This window comes from Stanieria cyanosphaera PCC 7437 (assembly GCF_000317575.1).
Taxonomy (GTDB): Bacteria; Cyanobacteriota; Cyanobacteriia; order Cyanobacteriales; family Xenococcaceae; genus Stanieria; species Stanieria cyanosphaera.
In genome coordinates this window covers 152,435-171,196 of record NC_019748.1, presented here as the reverse complement: position 1 = coordinate 171,196, position 18,762 = coordinate 152,435, and the positions used below count along the sequence as shown (strand labels likewise).

16 protein-coding genes are annotated in these 18,762 nt (G+C 37.2%); 10 read left to right on the top strand and 6 right to left on the bottom strand.

Features of this window, described 5'->3' with window-relative positions; genetic code table 11:
* The first annotated feature begins 180 nt into the window (after positions 1-180).
* From grpE to rsgA, 5 genes are all read left to right on the top strand, one after another.
* Positions 181-960: a nucleotide exchange factor GrpE gene (grpE, locus tag STA7437_RS00750; RefSeq protein ID WP_015191447.1), complete on the top strand. Its 780-nt coding sequence runs from the start codon at positions 181-183 to the stop codon at positions 958-960.
* Positions 961-1,114: 154 nt separating this feature from the next.
* Positions 1,115-3,127, top strand: coding sequence for a molecular chaperone DnaK (gene dnaK / locus STA7437_RS00745; protein WP_015191446.1), 2,013 nt, complete (start codon positions 1,115-1,117; stop codon positions 3,125-3,127).
* Between the two features lie 103 nt (positions 3,128-3,230).
* Positions 3,231-4,361, top strand: coding sequence for a molecular chaperone DnaJ (dnaJ, locus tag STA7437_RS00740; protein WP_015191445.1), 1,131 nt, complete (start codon positions 3,231-3,233; stop codon positions 4,359-4,361).
* Entirely contained in the window at positions 4,358-4,642 is a 285-nt protein-coding gene (locus tag STA7437_RS00735) for a sulfurtransferase TusA family protein (RefSeq protein ID WP_015191444.1), read from the top strand. The genes dnaJ and STA7437_RS00735 overlap by 4 nt, the downstream gene beginning before the upstream one ends.
* Positions 4,643-4,679: 37 nt before the next feature.
* Positions 4,680-5,786 carry a small ribosomal subunit biogenesis GTPase RsgA gene (gene rsgA, locus STA7437_RS00730; protein WP_015191443.1) on the top strand — a complete coding sequence of 369 codons (1,107 nt, stop codon included), beginning with the start codon at positions 4,680-4,682 and terminating at the stop codon, positions 5,784-5,786.
* A 26-nt stretch (positions 5,787-5,812) separates the two neighbouring features.
* Here the strand turns inward: rsgA and STA7437_RS00725 are convergent, their stop codons facing one another.
* From STA7437_RS00725 to ftsH3, 4 genes are all read right to left on the bottom strand, one after another.
* A complete protein-coding gene (locus tag STA7437_RS00725; protein ID WP_015191442.1) occupies positions 5,813-6,331 on the bottom strand; it encodes a DUF192 domain-containing protein in 519 nt (172 codons plus the stop codon).
* 37 nt (positions 6,332-6,368) lie between these two features.
* The gene (nblR, locus tag STA7437_RS00720) at positions 6,369-7,094 is read right to left on the bottom strand and encodes a response regulator transcription factor NblR (RefSeq protein WP_015191441.1); all 726 of its coding nucleotides are present in this window, start codon (positions 7,092-7,094) and stop codon (positions 6,369-6,371) included.
* Between the two features lie 38 nt (positions 7,095-7,132).
* On the bottom strand, positions 7,133-8,056 hold the full coding sequence (locus STA7437_RS00715) for an NAD(+) kinase (protein ID WP_015191440.1): 924 nt from the start codon (positions 8,054-8,056) through the stop codon (positions 7,133-7,135).
* 439 nt (positions 8,057-8,495) lie between these two features.
* A complete protein-coding gene (gene ftsH3 / locus STA7437_RS00710; protein WP_015191439.1) occupies positions 8,496-10,346 on the bottom strand; it encodes an ATP-dependent zinc metalloprotease FtsH3 in 1,851 nt (616 codons plus the stop codon).
* 527 nt (positions 10,347-10,873) lie between these two features.
* Here ftsH3 and STA7437_RS00705 point away from each other — a divergent pair.
* The 4 genes from STA7437_RS00705 to STA7437_RS00690 all read left to right on the top strand — a co-directional run bounded on the left by STA7437_RS00705 (position 10,874) and on the right by STA7437_RS00690 (position 14,634).
* Positions 10,874-11,512, top strand: a complete 639-nt coding sequence (locus STA7437_RS00705) for a peroxiredoxin (RefSeq protein ID WP_015191438.1) — start codon at positions 10,874-10,876, stop codon at positions 11,510-11,512.
* Between the two features lie 221 nt (positions 11,513-11,733).
* Positions 11,734-12,966, top strand: coding sequence for an NAD(P)/FAD-dependent oxidoreductase (locus tag STA7437_RS00700; RefSeq protein WP_015191437.1), 1,233 nt, complete (start codon positions 11,734-11,736; stop codon positions 12,964-12,966).
* A gap of 47 nt (positions 12,967-13,013) precedes the next feature.
* Complete coding sequence (locus tag STA7437_RS00695) at positions 13,014-13,988, top strand: cysteine synthase A (RefSeq protein ID WP_015191436.1); 975 nt, start codon at positions 13,014-13,016, stop codon at positions 13,986-13,988.
* 91 nt (positions 13,989-14,079) lie between these two features.
* Positions 14,080-14,634, top strand: a complete 555-nt coding sequence (locus STA7437_RS00690) for a 1,2-dihydroxy-3-keto-5-methylthiopentene dioxygenase (RefSeq protein WP_015191435.1) — start codon at positions 14,080-14,082, stop codon at positions 14,632-14,634.
* Here STA7437_RS00690 and STA7437_RS00685 read toward each other — a convergent pair whose 3' ends face one another.
* Positions 14,635-16,329 carry an ABC transporter ATP-binding protein/permease gene (locus STA7437_RS00685; RefSeq protein WP_041619060.1) on the bottom strand — a complete coding sequence of 565 codons (1,695 nt, stop codon included), beginning with the start codon at positions 16,327-16,329 and terminating at the stop codon, positions 14,635-14,637.
* A 43-nt stretch (positions 16,330-16,372) separates the two neighbouring features.
* On the bottom strand, positions 16,373-16,864 hold the full coding sequence (locus STA7437_RS00680) for a low molecular weight protein-tyrosine-phosphatase (protein ID WP_015191433.1): 492 nt from the start codon (positions 16,862-16,864) through the stop codon (positions 16,373-16,375).
* A 143-nt stretch (positions 16,865-17,007) separates the two neighbouring features.
* Here STA7437_RS00680 and STA7437_RS00675 point away from each other — a divergent pair, with 143 nt between their 5' ends.
* Complete coding sequence (locus tag STA7437_RS00675) at positions 17,008-18,480, top strand: SGNH/GDSL hydrolase family protein (RefSeq protein ID WP_015191432.1); 1,473 nt, start codon at positions 17,008-17,010, stop codon at positions 18,478-18,480.
* Positions 18,481-18,762 lie beyond the last annotated feature (282 nt).

The window sequence follows — 18,762 nt, the reverse complement described above, 5'->3', positions numbered from 1 at the left end:
GTTACAGTTAGAAGGCAGTATCCTAATCTGCATTTCTAAAATTCCCAATTTATTGCTATTGCTCTGCTCGTTGAGTATGAGTGACCAAACTAATTAAAAACGACTAGTTTTCCTTAATTTAATCAGCAACGCAAATAATAACTGAGTTGTATTTAACAAGCAAAACCTTGATTAATTACTATGATTGACGAGCAAAATCCTCTAGAGAATACATTAGATAATCAAGAATCTATTTCTACCTCATTCGAGACATCAGACCACAATGACTCGATTAACCCAAACGAGCTTTCCTCTCCAGACTCCTCAGTCTCAACAGCTACCTCCGCAGACTCTAGCGTAATTGAAGAAGTTCAACCTGAAACATCAACTGTGGAAAATTCTCTAGAAGCAGAAAATAGCGATTTTACAGAAGCCGAAGAGATTATTAGTGTGCTGCAACAAGAAAATGCTAACCTCAAAAAATTATTAGATGAGCAAACTGAGCAAAACAACAACACTAAAGCTCAATATGCTCGACTAGCAGCAGATTTTGACAATTTTCGCCGAAGAACAAGTAAAGAAAAAGAAAATCTCGAACAACAAACCAAAAAAAGCATCATTATCGAGCTATTACCTGTTATAGATAACTTTGAACGCGCTCGAACTCAAATCAAGCCAAATAATGAGGGAGAACAAACAATTCACAACAGTTATCAAGGAGTTTATAAAACTTTAGTAGATTGTCTCAAACGTATGGGAGTTGCTGCTATGCGTCCCGAAGGAGAACAGTTCGATCCTAATTTTCATGAAGCAATGTTACGAGAAGCTACTAATGAACATCCCGAGGGAACAGTAATTGAACAATTGATGAGAGGATATCTTCTCGGAGATCAAGTATTACGTCATGCAATGGTTAAGGTTGCTGTTCCTAAAGAACCCATGATAACCTCGGAAGAGGAAACAGCAAAAGTAGAAGATTAACCAAAACGGGTATGAATACATACTTGTTTGTATGACAGTTTTTGCTCTCTAATTATTGATTAAAAGGGCATTAGCCAATGAAATAACTAAATTAAAGGCTACAGTCAAAATCATCTAACTAAACTGCTATGGACAATTTTACTGCCCAAACACTATGGCAAAAGTTATCGGTATTGACTTAGGAACTACCAACAGTTGCGTTGCTGTTCTTGAGGGAGGCAAACCAATAGTAGTAACTAATTCAGAAGGCGGGCGTACCACTCCCAGTATGGTCGCCTTTGCCAAAGGAAATACTCGTTTAGTTGGTCAATTAGCTAAACGACAATCAGTTACAAATGCAACTAATACTGTCAATAGTATTAAGAGGTTTATTGGCAGACGTTGGGATGAAACAGAAGCAGAGCGTTCTAGAGTTGCCTACAAATGTGTTCAAGGTCGCGATAGTACGGTAGATGTAGAACTGCAAGGTCGTCAATACACACCACAAGAAATTTCAGCAATGATCTTACAGAAGCTGAAAGCTGATGCAGAAAGCTTTTTGGGCGAAACAGTAACTCAAGTTGTCATTACTGTACCAGCTTATTTCACTGATGCTCAAAGACAAGCAACTAAAGACGCAGGTACAATTGCTGGACTGGAAGTATTGAGAATTATTAACGAGCCTACTGCTGCTGCGTTAGCCTATGGATTGGAAAAACAAAGCCAAGAACAAAATATTTTGGTATTTGACCTTGGTGGTGGAACTTTTGATGTTTCTATTTTGCAATTAGGCAACGGTGTTTTTGAAGTAAAAGCTACTCATGGTAATAATCATTTAGGTGGTGATGATTTTGATAACGTCATCGTGCGTTGGATGATCAAAGCTTTTTATGCTCAAGAAAAAATCGACCTAAGAACAGATAAAATGGCTTTGCAGCGTCTACGCGAAGCAGCAGAAAAAGCAAAAATTGAACTCTCTTCAACTTTAACCACCTCGATTAATCTTCCTTTTATTACTGCTAACGAAAGTGGTCCTAAACACTTAGAAATGGAATTGAGTCGCGCTCAATTTGAAGAACTAGCTCGTTCATTAATTGATAAAACGATTGAACCAGTTCAACAAGCACTTAAAGATTCAGAACTATCTCCAGATGAAATTGACCGAGTTATTTTAGTAGGAGGATCAACCAGAATTCCTGCAGTTCAAAAAGCAATTCAAACTATTTTTAAACAAGTTCAAATAGATCGTTCAATCAATCCCGATGAAGCTGTTGCCTTAGGCGCAGCAATTCAAGGTGGAGTTTTAGGAGGAGAAATTGAAGATGTTCTGCTATTAGATGTTACTCCTTTATCGTTAGGAATTGAAACTTTAGGAGAAGTCTTCACTAAAATTATTGATAGAAATACGACTGTACCAACCAGTAAATCGCAAATTTTTTCCACTGCTACAGATGGACAAACTTCAGTAGAAATTCATGTTTTACAGGGAGAAAGGGCTTTAGCAAAAGACAATATTAGCTTGGGAAAATTTTTATTAACAGGTATTCCCGTAGCTCCCCGAGGCTTACCCCAAATCGAAGTTAGTTTTGAAATCGATGTCAATGGAATTTTAAATGTATCTGCTGAAGATAAAGGCACAAAAAGGCAACAAAGCATTACAATTACCAACACTGGTGGACTAACTTCAGATGAAGTAGAAAAGATGCGTCGCGACGCAGAAAAATACGCCGAACAAGATCTTCGTCGCATGGAGTTAATTGAGTTAAAAAATCAAGCAGATAATTTATTGTATAACTACGAATTAACTCTTAAAGAAAGAGGAAATGTAATTCGTTCCGAACTGAAAGCCAAAATTCAGCAACAAAAAGCGCAATTGGCAATAGCATTTAAGAGTTCAACTTCTAGCATTGACGAGGTGAAGAATTTATTGGAATTGTTACAACAAACTCTTTTAGAAGTGGGTACCGATGTTTATCAACAAAGCAATGTTAATCAAGGTCAACCATATAATGAAAAATCATCTAGAGAACCTCAAATAGCGAGTGCAGAAACTCAAATTGATGTTTTAGAAGAAGAACACAATAAAGCTTTAGTAGTAAGTGTCGATCAAAATGCCAAACTTGCTAATCTTGATGAGATAGAATACGGAATCGAATCTAGTATAGAAGATTTTGAATCGGTCGATTAAACTATTATGCTTTAGGATTAGATAGTGTTTTCTTGTCCTGATTTTGCTAAAGTACGATTAATTAACTTCAAAACTCAAATAAAGAATTAAAATCTAGAAATTTATGGCAGGCGACTATTATCAAATTCTTGGCATATCCCGCGATGCAAGCAAAGAAGAAATAAAGCGTGCTTATCGTCGCCTCGCTCGGAAATATCATCCAGATGTTAATAAAGAAGCAGGAGCAGAGGAACGATTTAAAGAGATTAATCGCGCTTATGAAGTTTTATCTGAGCCAGAAACTCGTTCTAGATACGATCGCTTTGGAGAAGCGGGAGTTGCTTCTGGTGCTGGAGGAGTGGGGTTTGACTATGGTGATATAGGTGGTTTTGCAGATATCTTTGAGACAATTTTTAGTGGTTTTGGTGGGATGGGTAGTGGTACTACTTCCCGTCGTCGCAGTGGCCCTGTACGAGGAGATGATCTCAGGCTAGATTTAAAACTTGAATTTCGCGAAGCAGTTTTTGGTGGTGAAAAGCAAATTCGCATTCCTCACCTAGAAAGTTGCCAAGTTTGTGAGGGAACTGGTGCTAAACCTGGAACTGGAGCGCATACTTGTAATACTTGTAATGGTAGTGGTCAAGTTCGTCGTGCTACTAGAACTCCGTTTGGCTCGTTTGCTCAAGTTTCTGTTTGTCCTACTTGCAACGGGACGGGTGAAGTAATTGAGGAGAAATGTGAAGCTTGTGGTGGTGCTGGTCGTAAGCAAGAAACTAAAAAGCTTAAAATTACTATTCCTCCAGGCGTAGATAACGGAACCCGACTGCGAGTATCTTCAGAAGGAGATGCTGGAGTGAGAGGTGGAACTCCTGGAGATTTATATGTTTATCTGTTTGTGGAATCGGATCGAGAATTTACCAGAGAAGGAATTAATATTAAATCTACGATTACGATTAGTTATCTGCAAGCAATTTTAGGATGTCGTCTGGAAGTTAATACAGTCGATGGCAAAGAAGAATTAACTATTCCTTCAGGAACACAACCAGATACCGTTTTGACTCTGGAAAATAAAGGAGTACCTAAATTAGGTAATTCCGTTAGTCGAGGCGATCATCTAATTACGATCAAAGTAGGGATTCCCACTAAAATTAATGCAGAAGAAAGGGAATTACTAGAAAAACTAGCTAAGATTAAAGGGGAACATACGGGAAAAGGTGGTATTGAGGGGTTTTTAGGAGGATTGTTTCACAAATGAGCGACTCTCCACCTATTCAAAACAATAACAATGAAAATCAGTCCTTCATAGCTGATGCTCATCTGGATTTACGGGGTACACCTTGTCCAATTAATTTTGTTCGCACTAAATTGAAATTAGAACAAATGCCTCCTAATTCTTTGCTGGAGGTATGGCTAGATCCAGGCGAACCAGTAGAACAAGTACCAGATAGTCTGGTTATGGAAGGTTATCAACTAGAGTCGATTGAACCCCGTCAAGAGTTTTTCTCTTTGTTAATTCGTCGTCCAACATCGCTTTAAACAATGGAGAGATAAGTATCAGCAAGGAAAGAAGAACATGATAAATTCAGAACTACTGGGAACAGTAGTCGCCGTACAAGCTAATTTTTATCAAGTACGGTTACAACAACCAGTAGAAATGAGCGGTTTGAATTTCTTACCAACTGATGATTTAGCTCTTCTATGTACTCGCAGAACTCGTCTTAAGAAAATTGGTCAAAAGGTGATGGTAGGCGATCTCGTTGTAGTTGAAGAGCCTGATTGGTTAGACCGACGAGGAGCGATCGCTGAAGTTTTACCACGAAAAACGGAATTACAACGTCCGCCAGTTGCTAATGTAGACCAAATTCTGTTAGTTTTTGCACTAGAAGAACCTGGTTTAGACCCTTGGCAATTAAGTCGTTTTTTAGTCAAAGCAGAGTCGACTGGTTTAGATTTATGTTTGTGTTTGAATAAAAGCGATCTAATTTCTCACCAAGAACAACAAAAATGGCAAATAGGTTTACAAAAATGGGGTTACGCTCCCTTGTTTATTAGTGTAGTGAAGCAGCAAGGGATCGAGTTGCTCTACCATCATTTACAGAACAAAATTACGGTAGTTGCAGGTCCTAGTGGAGTAGGTAAATCTAGTTTAATTAACTATTTAATCCCTTCGATTGATTTGAGAGTAGGGGAAGTATCGGGTAAATTGCAACGAGGTCGTCATACTACTCGTCACGTCGAATTATTTGAACTTCCTGGAGGTGGTTTATTGGCAGATAGTCCAGGATTTAATCAACCATCTTTAAATTGTCAACCAAGCGATTTAATTAGTTATTTTCCTGAAGCTAGAGTTAGATTAGCTCAACAAAGCTGCCAGTTTAGTAATTGTTTGCATCGAGATGAACCTAACTGTGCGGTGAGGGGAGACTGGGAACGTTATGAATATTATCTCAAATTTTTAGAAGAAGCGATCGCTCATCAAGCCGAACAACAAAAAACCCCTGATGAAGAATCAAGTTTAAAGTTAAAAATGAAACGAGATGGTAAACGTCAATACGAACCTAAATTAGAAACAAAAAAATACCGTCGTTCTTCTCGCAAACAAAAACATCAAAATCTTCAAGAATTATACGAAAATCAATCTTTAAAAGATATTTATCAAGAAGTAGAAGATGAATATTAGTTGATAGTTAATTGTTAATTTAAAACTTAATGTTCTGAGGATTGAGCTAAAAATTCTATTTGCACCAAATCGTTAACTTTTAAACCTAATTCTTTAGCTCGACCGCCTCGTAACTCAATAACTTGATCGATGATAGTTTTTGGGCCATAAACAGGACAAGGATTAGTAGTACAAGGAGGAACATTAGCAGCGATCGCTTTAACTTTTCCTTGATATAAAAAAATCATATCCAAAGAAATGCTGACATTTTTCATCCAAAAGCTGGTAACTTGTGGTGTATCGAAAGAAAAAAGCATTCCTCTATTATCTGGTAAGGAATCGCGAAACATCAATCCTGTAGCTTGTTGTTCGGGAGTTTGAGCTACTTCTAATTCAATAATTTGTCCTTTAATGTTAGTTTTGGCTGCAATAGGTAAAATTTGTCCTTGAGGTTGAGATTCAGAAGCCGAGGCTGTTGCTAGTAAAGTGCTAGATAAAATAACAGCACCAGAATTGAATAAAACGCCAATCAGTAAAAAAACTACCCAACTATTTTTCCTGTTCATTTGATAAATGATAACAATTCCTCTCAGATTTAATTATTTAAGGTTCTCTCAACACATAACCTACACCTCTAACAGTTTGAATCAACCGTTTTTGTCCTTCGGTTTCAATCTTGAGTCGTAAATAACGAATATAAACCTCAATGACATTTGATTCACCTCGGTAATCGTAACCCCAGACATTTTCAATAATTTCTTCTCTAGTAAGTACTTTACGAGGATTAGACATCAAATACTTAAGTAACTCAAACTCCTTCATTGTTAGATCGATAGTGCGAGGTTTCTGCGCCAGCCCTTCGGGCTGACCGCCTTTAATCACTCTACGTGTAGTCAAATCTAAAATTAAATCGGCAAAACGTAGTTGTTCTTGGAAATTAACTTCTGTTTTTAAATACAGAGAAATTAAATCTAGTAAACTCTCTCGATTATATGGTTTTAAAATATAGTCGTCTGCACCAGCTTCTAAACAAGCAACTCTTTCTTCAACAATTTCTTCTTCGATCAAGATTAAAATTGGAATTCGACTACCCAAATTTCTTAATTGACGACAACAAAGTAAACCAGAATTATTCGCCCAACTCTGATCGATGACAACCATAGCAGGAGCTAATTCTTGAAATCTGGACAACAGTTTGGTATGATTTGACTCCTTTTCACAAATGTAACCTACTGCCTGCAAATCCATGCTAATTTGTTGAGCAAGAACATCATCAGCAAGAATTAAAATGCAGGAGTTAGAAGCTGTGACGACGCTGCTAGTAACCATAAGTACTGTAGGAAGTTATTTTAATGACCATTAATCGATTAAGGAAGTTCCACAGAAGTAGGTTTAGCAATATGAGGCAATCCCCAACCTAACTTTTCTCTAAGGATACGAAAAAATTCTGGTGGTTGTAAACGAATAAATCGAGCCGAATAAACTGATTTTTCAATACAAATGCGATCATCTGGCAAAATATAACAACCGCCATTGCCATCTACTACCATCACCATTCGATTAGGAGTGGCAGGAAAAACATTAACTACTTCTTGGTCTGAAAAAACTAAAGCTCTCGATGCCAAAGAATGAGGACAAATTGGAGCTAGTTGCAACACTGGTACTTCTGGTGTGACTACCGGACCGCCAGCACTAAGAGAATAAGCAGTAGAACCAGTAGGAGTAGAAATAATAATCCCATCTGCTGCAATATCTATAGGCGCGTGCCGACCAATTTGAATTTCAAAATGACACATACTGGTCAAAGGTTCACGATGAAGCACCATTTCATTTAAACACAGAGCTTCCCATAATAAAGCCTCATTACGAAATACTCTAACTGCTAGCATTGAACGCTCTTCAATTTCGTAATCTTGCGTTAACAGTTTTTCCAAAGCTTGAGGTAGGTGATTGAGATAAGTCTCAGTCAAAAAACCCATATGACCTGTATTGACGGAAAGTATAGGAATTCCAGATGGAGCAAGTTGCCGAAAAGCCGATAAAACAGTACCATCTCCGCCTAAAACTATAGCAAAAGCAACATCTTGGTCAAAATTAGCTGGTCTTAACTGTTCAATCCGCGTATGACAAACAGGACTACCTGGAGTAGAGTATTCAAGAATTCCTCCAATACCTGAAGCTAAACAAACTTGCCAACCTTTCGCAATCAGCGTTTTTTCTAAATCTGAAGCAACTTTACAAGCTATGGGTTTGATATCGTTGTAGACGATGCCTGCTTTTGGCTTTCCCACAATTAACTATCTATCCTGATTAATGGTTTAATTATTGTAAATTTTTTTTTGCCAGAGTGGTATTTACCTGCTCTGAATTGTTTTATCTCAAATCTTAGGAAGTTGAAACCAAGTTTTTTTGGTGTTCATCTAATGTGTGAACTATTTGAGTTTTTTTTTCTTCAGTTTCAATCTCATTTTTTTGTCAACCACTCATTGATGATGTCTTGGCGAAACGGAGTACCTTCGACATTGCTTAATAACCTTTAAATTATCATGAAGTATTACCAAATCATCGGCAGATCTGGTTAAGCTAATTGACTGCGATGACTTTTGATTCATTCTTTTTTTTACGCTTTCAATTGGATCCGAATTTTTTGATGCTGTTTGCCAAATTTGACAAAAAAAACAGCATCTTTTGATGCTGCTTGGATTAATTATTTTTAATTAGATTTTGCGGTTAAGCTAAAGCTGCCATTTTGACATCATTGTTAGCCAACAAATCTTGAAATTCTTCTGAGTCTACAGTTTCTTTTTCTACTAGCATATCTGCTAATTTATCAAGAATGTGACGATTACCAACTAATACTTCTTTAGCGCGACGATAAGCTTGATCGACTAGGTTACGTACTTCTTCATCAATAGCTGCTGCGGTTTCATCAGAGAAATCTCGGTCAGAAGCAATATCACGTCCGAGGAAAACATTCCCACTTTGACGACCTAACGCAACAGGTCCCAAGCGATCGCTCATGCCAAAACGAGTGACCATCTGACGAGCAACTCTGGTTACTTGTTGTAAGTCGTTAGATGCACCTGTAGTGACTTCTTCTTCACCAAAGATAATTTCTTCAGCAATACGACCACCTAAAGCTACGGCCATTTGGTTTTGTAAGTAAGAGCGAGAATACAAACCAGACTCCATGCGGTCTTCACTAGGAGTAAACCAAGTTAAACCACCAGCACGTCCACGAGGAATAATACTAATTTTTTGAACTGGGTCATAATCTGGCATTAATGCACCAACTAAAGCGTGACCAGCTTCGTGATAAGCGACTAATTCCTTGCGTTTTTCGCTCATAACACGGTTTTTCTTCTCTGGCCCAGCTAAAACGCGGTCGATCGCATCGTTAATCTCATCCATGGAGATTTCAGTTAAATTACGACGTGCAGCTAAGATCGCAGCTTCATTGAGGAGATTGGATAAGTCAGCACCAGTAAAACCAGGAGTACGACGGGCAATTTTATCTAAATCTACGTCTTGAGCTAAACTCTTACCACGAGCGTGGACTTTAAGGATTTCTTGACGACCTGCATAGTCGGGACGGTCTACAACTACTTGACGGTCAAAACGTCCAGGACGCAACAACGCAGCATCCAATACATCAGGACGGTTAGTCGCAGCGATGATGATGATTCCTGTATTGCCTTCAAAACCATCCATTTCGGTTAATAGCTGGTTGAGTGTTTGTTCTCGCTCATCATTACCACCACCTAAACCAGCACCACGCTGACGACCAACAGCATCAATCTCATCGATAAAAACAATACAAGGAGCGTTAGCTTTAGCTTGCTCGAATAAATCACGGACACGGGATGCACCGACCCCAACAAACATTTCCACAAATTCAGAACCAGAAATACTAAAGAAAGGTACTCCTGCTTCTCCTGCTACTGCTTTAGCAAGTAAAGTTTTACCAGTTCCAGGAGGGCCTACTAATAAAACCCCTTTGGGAATTTTTGCTCCAATTGCCGTAAAACGGTCTGCATTTTTGAGGAAATCGACTACTTCAGTTAATTCTAGTTTGGCTTGTTCGATGCCAGCTACATCACCAAAAGTAACTTGGGTTTGAGGTTCCATTTGAACTCTAGCTTTTGATTTACCAAAGTTCATTGCTTGAGAACCAGGACCGCTTTGCGCTCTTCTGAGCAAGAAAAATAAACCAACTAACAATAAAATAGGGAAAAACAGACTACTTAAAGCTCTAAACCAAAATCCTTCATCACTTTGAGGTAGAACCGCAATATCTACTCCTTTTTGACTGAGGATATCGATTAATTGAGGATCGTTGGGTAGATTAACCACAATAGGATTGCCTTCTTGACCAATCACTACTGCTCTAGTGCGGTCTGCACTGATTTTGACGCTTTCTACGTTGCCTGTTTCAACTTCGTTAATAAATTTACTATATTTCCAAGTTTGTCTACTTTGAGGTTGTTTATCTAAAAAGGCAGTACCAAGAGCTACTACTACTACTGCGAGTAGTACATATAGTCCAGCATTGCGCCACTTTTTGTTATTGTTTTTGGTCACTCTGGGAGTCTCCTACGGTTGAAAATAAATTTTATCTATTTATTTGAGGCTGTCTAGTTATCTCTAGCCATTACCTCTCCTAGCTTAAAATTGCTTTTAGTTATGGGAAAGTGATTAATCCATATTTAAATCAATTCACTATTGTTAATTTATGTTAACGTTTCTCAGTAACTATTGACTAAAAAATTACCAACTTTTGACAGTTACCTGCGATCGCGTTACCGAGAACTAACTTGATTAAATATATTTTTTCTTTATCTTATCAAGGTGGGCTAAAAGACTGAAAGTTTACTTCTCTAATTAATTCAACTGTAACTAATTATTTCCCACCACTGATGAGTCAACAATTTTTTTTGTCTTTACTCAAGCAAGCAAATATCAAAAGCTGATCTATTGTTTGGATTAGTAAAAGTGTATTGGTGTAGTTTTGATTAAATTATTTCCATCAAAAGTTTCTATCAAAAGTTTACCAAGATGGTTTTATGGGAAGATAAAAAATTGCTCAGATAATACACGAGGAATTTCAAATGGTAGCTCTTAGATTAGGCGATACAGTACCTGATTTTACTCAAGCTTCCAATATGGGAGATATTTCTTTCTACGAATGGGCTGGAGATAGTTGGGTAGTGCTATTTTCTCACCCAGCCGATTATACCCCTGTTTGCACCACCGAATTAGGGGAAGTTTCTAAACTCAAACCAGAATTTGATCAGCGCAATGTCAAAGTAATTGCTTTAAGTGTTGATGGTGTAGATTCTCATCAAGGTTGGATTGGTGATATCAACGAAACTCAAAATACTACTGTTAACTATCCAATTTTAGCTGATGAAAATCAAAAGGTTTCTGACCTTTATGACATGATTCACCCAAATGCTAATGCTAAAGTAACGGTTAGAACAGTATTTGTAATTGACCCAGATAAAAAGTTACGTTTGACTATTACTTATCCACCTAGCACTGGACGAAACTTTGAAGAAATTTTAAGAGTGATTGACTCTTTACAACTGACTGATAAATACTCTGTTGCTACTCCTGTCAACTGGAAAGAGGGTGATGATGTTGTAGTTGCGCCTTCTATTCCTACCGAAGAAGCTAAACAAAAATTCCCCAAAGGAGTAACTGAAATCAAACCTTATTTACGGATGACTCCTCAACCTGATAAATAAAAGGAGTGTTACTGAAGATAGGGAAAGAACAAAATATAGCTACTCCCTAATTTGTAATTAAGTTTAGTTAAGTGGTTAGCGTTACTGAATTGGGTTAATACACAGTAAGTCTAAAGATTGTTTGAACCTTTCTGTTGATTACCTAGTTCAGTAATTATTGTTTTAAATAGGCTTTTGGATAGCTTAAGTTTTGTTAGATATTGCGATCGCAATTATTAATTATGTCAACCACAACCAAAGAAATTCATCATCAAATTGTCATCATTGGCGGAGGCGCAGCAGGAATTACAGTTGCTTCTCAACTGTTGGCAGCTAACCAAAATTTAGAGCTTGCCCTGATCGAACCTTCAGACAAACATTACTATCAACCAGCTTGGACTTTAGTTGGTGGTGGTGCTTATCAAGCAGAAGCTACGGTTAAACTAGAAAAAGAAGTTATTCCTTCCCAAGCTACTTGGATTAAAGATTATTGTCAAAATTTAGACCCTGACAACAATGCAGTAATTACTCAAAACGGTACTAAAATTACCTACGATTATTTGGTAGTATGTCCAGGAATTCAAATCGACTGGCATCTAGTTGAAGGTTTACCAGATGCATTGGGTAAAAATGGAGTTTGTAGCAATTATGCCTACGAACAAGCTCCAAAAACCTGGGAGATGATTAGCAATTTCCAAGGCGGTACAGCCATCTTTACCTATCCCAACACTCAGATCAAATGTGCTGGCGCGCCTCAAAAAATTATGTATCTAGCTGATGATACTTTTCGCGATCAAGGAATACGTAACAAATCTAAGATTATTTATTGCACAGCAGCAGGAGGTATTTTTGGTGTGCCTGCCTATGCTAAACCTTTAATGGAAGTAGTCAATCGCAAAGATATCGAACTCAAAACTAATCACAATCTTAAAGCGATCAAAGCTGATACTAAAGAAGCCATTTTTACTGTCACCACTGCTGAAGGTATTGCAGACGTAACAATTAAATACGATCTGATTCACGTTACGCCTCCGATGAGTGCGCCAGATTTTATTAAAAATAGTAAATTAGCTGATGGCGATGGTTGGGTAGACGTAGATAAATACAGTTTGCAACATAAAACTTATCCTAATGTCTTTTCTTTGGGTGATGCTTCTTCTTTGCCTACTTCTAAAACTGCTGCTGCGGTACGTGCAGAAGCCCCTGTTTTAGTTCAAAATTTACTCTCAGTAATGGCTTCTCAATCTTTGGATAAACAATACGATGGTTATGCCTGTTGTCCCCTAATTACTGGCTATGGCAAGGTAATTTTTGCCGAATTTGATTATGATAAGAATCCTAGTCCTACCTTTCCTCTCGATCCCGCTAAAGAAAGATACAGTATGTGGCTGTTGAAAAAATACGGTTTGCCCTATTTGTATTGGAATCGAATGTTAAAAGGAAAATCTTTTGAAAGATCTCTTTTGAAAAATTAATACCTAGTTACCGCTAATCTAGATCGGTAAAAGCATGATTAATTAAAATGGATATTAAAGACGGTTTTGTAGGTACAGTTGGCAATACACCTTTAATTCGCTTAAACAGCTTTAGTGAAGCAACAGGTTGTGAAATTCTTGGTAAAGCAGAATTCCTTAATCCTGGAGGTTCAGTTAAAGATAGGGCTGCTTTATATATTATTGAAGATGCCGAACAAAAAGAATTATTAAAGCCTGGAGGAACAGTTGTCGAAGGAACGGCTGGTAATACAGGAATTGGCTTGGCACATATTTGTAATGCTAAAGGATACAAGTGTTTAATTATTATTCCTGAAACTCAATCTCAAGAAAAAATAGATACATTAAGAACTTTGGGGGCTGAGGTTCGTACTGTTCCCGCCGTACCTTATAAAAATCCAAATAACTATGTCAAACTTTCAGGACGTTTGGCAGCAGAGATGGATAACGCTATCTGGGCTAATCAATTTGATAATTTAGCCAATCGCCAGGCACATTATGAAACCACTGGTAAAGAAATCTGGGAACAAACCGATGGCAAAATTGATGCTTGGGTAACAGCTACAGGTACAGGTGGCACTTATGCTGGGGTAGCGATGTTTCTCAAAGATCAAAATCCCGAGATTCGATGCGTAGTAGCCGATCCTATGGGTAGCGGACTGTATAGCTATGTAAAAACAGGAGAAATTAAAACCGAAGGTAACTCAATTACTGAAGGAATTGGTAACAGTCGCGTTACGGCTAATATGGAAGGCGCACCAATGGACGATGCCATTCAAGTTGACGACCAGGAATGTGTGAGAGTTCTTTATCAATTACTTCGTCAAGATGGTTTATTTATGGGGGGTTCGGTAGGAATTAACGTTGCTGCTGCGGTAGCTTTAGCCAAACAAATAGGGCCTGGTCATACGATTGTAACTGTTTTGTGTGATGGTGGCAGTCGTTATCAATCGCGATTGTATAATCAGCAGTGGTTGGCAGAAAAAGGTCTTTTGCCCGATTAAGTTGCAATTTAAATTTATTTTCCTGACAATTAGAAAGAGGTTGGGTTATGCCTAACCTTTATTTGGTTATAAATAACTTGTGGAGAGAACTATGGCAGTATTGCGTTTAGAAAATGGCACAACTTATACTCAACTAGAAGATATTGCTCAAAAACTTGCTCCCCTTAATATTGAGTTAAATTATTGGACTGTCGGTGATGATTCTCAACTCAACCGTCTTCTAGCCCAAGATAGTCTAACAGAAAGCCAAAAAGAAGCAGTTTTACAAGCTTTAGACCATTATTTTGAGCAATTAAAACAAACTGCTGGTTATCAAGCTCGCGATTTGATTGTTCTCAATCCTGATACGCCTAACCTGGATACCTTATTATCTAAATTTAATCGCTGTCACACTCATGCTGATGATGAAGTCCGCTACATTGTTGCTGGCGAAGGTGTGTTTGGGTTTGTTCTTCCTGATGGTTCGCAAGTAGAATTAACCATCCAACCAGAAGAATATATTAACGTACCCGCAGGAACACAACATTGGTTTTATTTAACTAAACAATCAAAAATTAAAGCAGTACGGTATTTCACCACTACTGAGGGTTGGCTTCCCGAATATAACAATACAGAAATTCGGTTTGCTACTCCCGTCACAGTTTGATTAAGTGACTTGTTCGAGTTGCCATTGTTCGCTATTCTCGATTTTTAAGACTAATTTATGATATTTGAGTAAAGTAGAACGATGACCCACACTGATAAACGTAGTTTCGCTTTTTTTCAAATGATTGTAAAGATTTTCTTCGTTTTTCAGATCTAACGCGCTAGTAGCTTCGTCCAAAATGGTGTATTTTGGCTTGTTAATCAGGATGCGAGCAAAAGCTAATCTTTGTTGTTCTCCTAAAGATAAAACATCTCCCCAATCTTGTTCGGCGTTTAATCCACCAAATCGGTCGGCTAAATCGGCTAAATTCACTTGTTCTAGAACATGATATAGTTGTTGGTCTTCTATAGACAACTCAGCTTGAGGATAAATCAACTGATTGCGCAGAGTTCCTAGGATCATGTAGGGTTTTTGTGGCAAAAACAGCATTTGGGCTAAATGAGGACGAGTAATTACTCCTGTGCCAGAATTCCACAACCCTGCGATCGCTCTTAATAAGGAACTTTTACCACAGCCACTCGATCCCATAATTAGTAATCCTGTTCTTGGTTCGAGGGCGAAGGAAAGATTGCGGACGAGGGTTTTTTGATAATTGGGTGTTTGTAAAGTTAGACGTTGAATGGCTAAACGACCATCTTCAACTGTATCGATAGTGGGGCGTTCTCGTCGAGTAGTTTTGTGTTCAAGACGATTGAGATATTCATCCAAAGAAGATAAGCGATCAATTCCAGCGACAAAAGCAGTCAAGGATTGAAAACGACTAACAATAATATTTAAAGAAGCAAAAACTCTAGCAAAAGCAATTTGAGCTTCGGTGACTTTACCTACTTCAAAAGTACCATCAAAAACACTAGGAGCAACTACGATCGCAGGAATAATATAAGGAATAAATTCATAAGTGTTGACAAATAAACCAAAATATAATTCTTGCCATAGAATCAGTAAATTAAAGTTTTCAAAAACCTCATGAAAGATTTGTTTTAATTTATTATTTTCTTGATTTTCTCCTTGATAAAAAGCAATTGATTCAGAATTTTCTCGAATCCGAACTAGACCAAAACGAAAATTAGCTTCTTTTTTAAGTTGATCAAAATTAACTTTAACTAGTTTTTTGCCAAACACTCCTGTAGCAAAAATTGTACCAACCAAAGCATATCCAACTAGTAGCCAAACTAAATTTGGTGAAATTTTCCAAAGGACAAAACTAAAAGCTGCTACTTGAAAAATTGAGTTAATAATTACTAATAAAAATACTAAAGAATCTTGAGTAAAACCTTTAATATCTTCAGAAATACGTTGATCAGGATTATCAATATTTGTATTAAAATTACCTAATTCATAAAAAGCTCGATTACTAAAATAACGTCCTAAAAAATTTTGGGTCAGCCATCTACGCCAATAATTACCTAATCTATATTGAACGTAATTAAAACCCGCAAATAAAGGTACATATACAATTAGTATTCCTAAAAATATTTTAATCGTTGTCCAAAATCTCTCTGGACTTTTTGCCGAAAGAGAAGAAATAATATTGCCTTGCTCTTCAGTTAATTTAACACTTAGTAATGTATAGGCAATTAATAAAATAAATAATAAACCGAGTAGAGTCCAAGCTCCTTTTTTTTCATTGCCAAACCAATAAAGTTTTGCGATCGCCCAAAACCTTTTAAATACTTGAAAGTTAAATCTATTCATCATACTGACACCTATCAGAGAGTGTGGTTAGTAGTTTTTGAAGTTATAGTTTTGCTTGATATTCTTGAGTTTTAACTACGTATGCCAACAAACCCTGACAAGCATCTAATAACAAATCAATTACGTATTCAAACCCTTGAGAACCTCCATAGTAAGGATCGGGAACTTCTCGGTCTGGATAGGAAGTGGCAAAATCGCAAATCAAGCGAACTTTATCCTGGTATTGGTCTTGGCGGTCAAGATAAAGAATATCTTGGTAATTTTGTTTATCCATAGCTAGAATTAGGTCAAATTTTTCAAAATCCAATGGTTGAAATTGCCTTGCCCGACCTTGAAGTTTGATTCCTCTTTTAGTTGCAGCAGCAGTCATACGACGGTCTGGAGGAGAACCAATATGATAGCTAGAAGTTCCTGCCGAATCACAGACAATTTTCCCTACTAAACCAGCTTCTTGAATTAAATGGTTAGTAATATTCTCTGCTGAGGGAGAACGACAAATGTTACCTAAACAAACGAACAATAATTTATAAGCCATGAACAATTAAGAATTTTAAAATTTTCAATCCTGATGGATTAGGGCTAGTCAGAGTAAATGTATCACAGACTTTTAACAAAAGAGCGATCAATTACTTCGATCAAGATTGTGGATATTTTCTATTGATTGATAAGGTATAACTTATGTTTAAATCTCACCCTCGTGAACGTCTAATTTTTACTAAACGCAAACCTAAACCTCGTCGCAATTTATCTTGGTTATGGGTCATTTTGTCTCTGCTTCTCTCTTTAATGGTTCTTGAACTATTAACCCGTATCGTAATGGATGTAGCGGGTAAAAGAAAAGAGTCTAGCCAAAGTCAAACAGAAACTCAAGTTAGAAAAGCTTATCGCCTCAAGTTTGTAACAGAAACTGGACAACCTTATCAAACTATTGGAGTAGATGGAACTCTAGTCGCTCAACGTAGTGTTTCTCTAGGCTATCAATTGATTCCTAATCAAAAAAATCAATATTGGCAAATTAACGAGCAGGGTTTTCGAGATACAGAGCCAATTTCAACTGTTAAACCTAAAGATGAAATTAGAATTTTTCTGTTAGGTGGTTCGACTGCTTTTGGTTACGGTAGTTTTAATAATCAAGAAACAATTAGTGAACAATTAGAGGCTTTTCTAAATCAAAGAGTCCAACAACAAAAAGACTCTCCTCAAATGTATCGTTCTAATTCGATTTCTGGAGATGAAGAAGCACAAAAACAAGCTTTAGCCAAACCTTTAAAAATTAAATCAGGCAACTATCGTGTGATTAATGCTGCTGTTCCTGGTTATGCTTCGGGAAACCAATTAGCTCAATTGGCTTTGGATACTTTGCGGTATAAACCCGATTTAGTAATCGTATTGGATGGCTATGTAGATTTAATGCTTCCTAGTAATCAAACTGCGATTGAAATACCTCAACTCGAAAAAATGCTCGATGATGGCCCAACTTATTTGCGTGTCTATCTCAAAAAAAGTCTGCAACCTCTACGCGATAAAGTTTATCTAATTAGATTTATTCAGGATAATTGGCTATCGGTTAAACCTTCAGAACAACAAGTTACTTGGTTGTTAGATGAACAGTTAAATAACTTAGCTCAATATTTTCCTCAAGATCAAAGTGAATCTCAACGTCGAATTGCTCGCTATTTTCAAAATCATAAACAAATGGCTGGTTTGACTGCTGGGGCGCGTATTCCTTTAATTATCGCTGTACAACCAGAAATTACAGGTAGAAATCCTAGTAGATTAACTGCTGTAGAAGGAAGTGTAACTACTGAACTTGGTAGAGATTATATCCAAAAAGCAAAACAGTTTTATCCGCAGTTTGTAGCTGCTAGTAAAGAACTGGCAAGAGTTTTTCCTTATAATGTCAAAACTATCGAGTTATATCCTCTTCAAGACGAATATCCTGCACCTAGTTTTATTGATGCAATTCACCTCAGCCCAGAAGGAAACAAAATGCTGGCACAACAATTATATTATGCGATCGCATCTTCGACCAAAATGCAAGTAGTTCCTACTATTACTAAACCAGACACTGAATCTGAACTCCAACCTCAATCACAACCTCAAATTCAATCTCAACCCCAACCCCAACCCCAACTAATATCTAATCCTTAAGTAAACAGTACCAAGGCAAAAGGCAAAAGGCAAAAGTTAAAAATCAAAAACTAATAACTGGTCACTGATGACTGGTGACTGGTAACTGAAATAACTGACTTGCACTCGCTCTGTGGCTCACTAAGGGCGAGTCCGCTTTTTTGTTAATAGTTTTTAATCTGCTTTTGATCTGTATTCTTAATTACTTTACACTTGAAAATCTTACCTAATCAAATAATAGTTAAAAATTAAAATTTTCAAACAGTCTCGCAATTTTATGATAATTATTGATTATTATTATCA

Bases quoted from the DNA above. Each gene is read 5' to 3' on its own strand.
- grpE (WP_015191447.1), top strand. From the start codon at position 181: ATGATTGACGAGCAAAATCCTCTAGAGAATACATTAGATAATCAAGAA.
- dnaK (WP_015191446.1), top strand. From the start codon at position 1,115: ATGGCAAAAGTTATCGGTATTGACTTAGGAACTACCAACAGTTGCGTT.
- dnaJ (WP_015191445.1), top strand. From the start codon at position 3,231: ATGGCAGGCGACTATTATCAAATTCTTGGCATATCCCGCGATGCAAGC.
- STA7437_RS00735 (WP_015191444.1), top strand. From the start codon at position 4,358: ATGAGCGACTCTCCACCTATTCAAAACAATAACAATGAAAATCAGTCC.
- rsgA (WP_015191443.1), top strand. From the start codon at position 4,680: ATGATAAATTCAGAACTACTGGGAACAGTAGTCGCCGTACAAGCTAAT.
- STA7437_RS00725 (WP_015191442.1), bottom strand. From the start codon at position 6,331: ATGAACAGGAAAAATAGTTGGGTAGTTTTTTTACTGATTGGCGTTTTA.
- nblR (WP_015191441.1), bottom strand. From the start codon at position 7,094: ATGGTTACTAGCAGCGTCGTCACAGCTTCTAACTCCTGCATTTTAATT.
- STA7437_RS00705 (WP_015191438.1), top strand. From the start codon at position 10,874: ATGGTAGCTCTTAGATTAGGCGATACAGTACCTGATTTTACTCAAGCT.
- STA7437_RS00700 (WP_015191437.1), top strand. From the start codon at position 11,734: ATGTCAACCACAACCAAAGAAATTCATCATCAAATTGTCATCATTGGC.
- STA7437_RS00695 (WP_015191436.1), top strand. From the start codon at position 13,014: ATGGATATTAAAGACGGTTTTGTAGGTACAGTTGGCAATACACCTTTA.
- STA7437_RS00690 (WP_015191435.1), top strand. From the start codon at position 14,080: ATGGCAGTATTGCGTTTAGAAAATGGCACAACTTATACTCAACTAGAA.
- STA7437_RS00685 (WP_041619060.1), bottom strand. From the start codon at position 16,329: ATGAATAGATTTAACTTTCAAGTATTTAAAAGGTTTTGGGCGATCGCA.
- STA7437_RS00680 (WP_015191433.1), bottom strand. From the start codon at position 16,864: ATGGCTTATAAATTATTGTTCGTTTGTTTAGGTAACATTTGTCGTTCT.
- STA7437_RS00675 (WP_015191432.1), top strand. From the start codon at position 17,008: ATGTTTAAATCTCACCCTCGTGAACGTCTAATTTTTACTAAACGCAAA.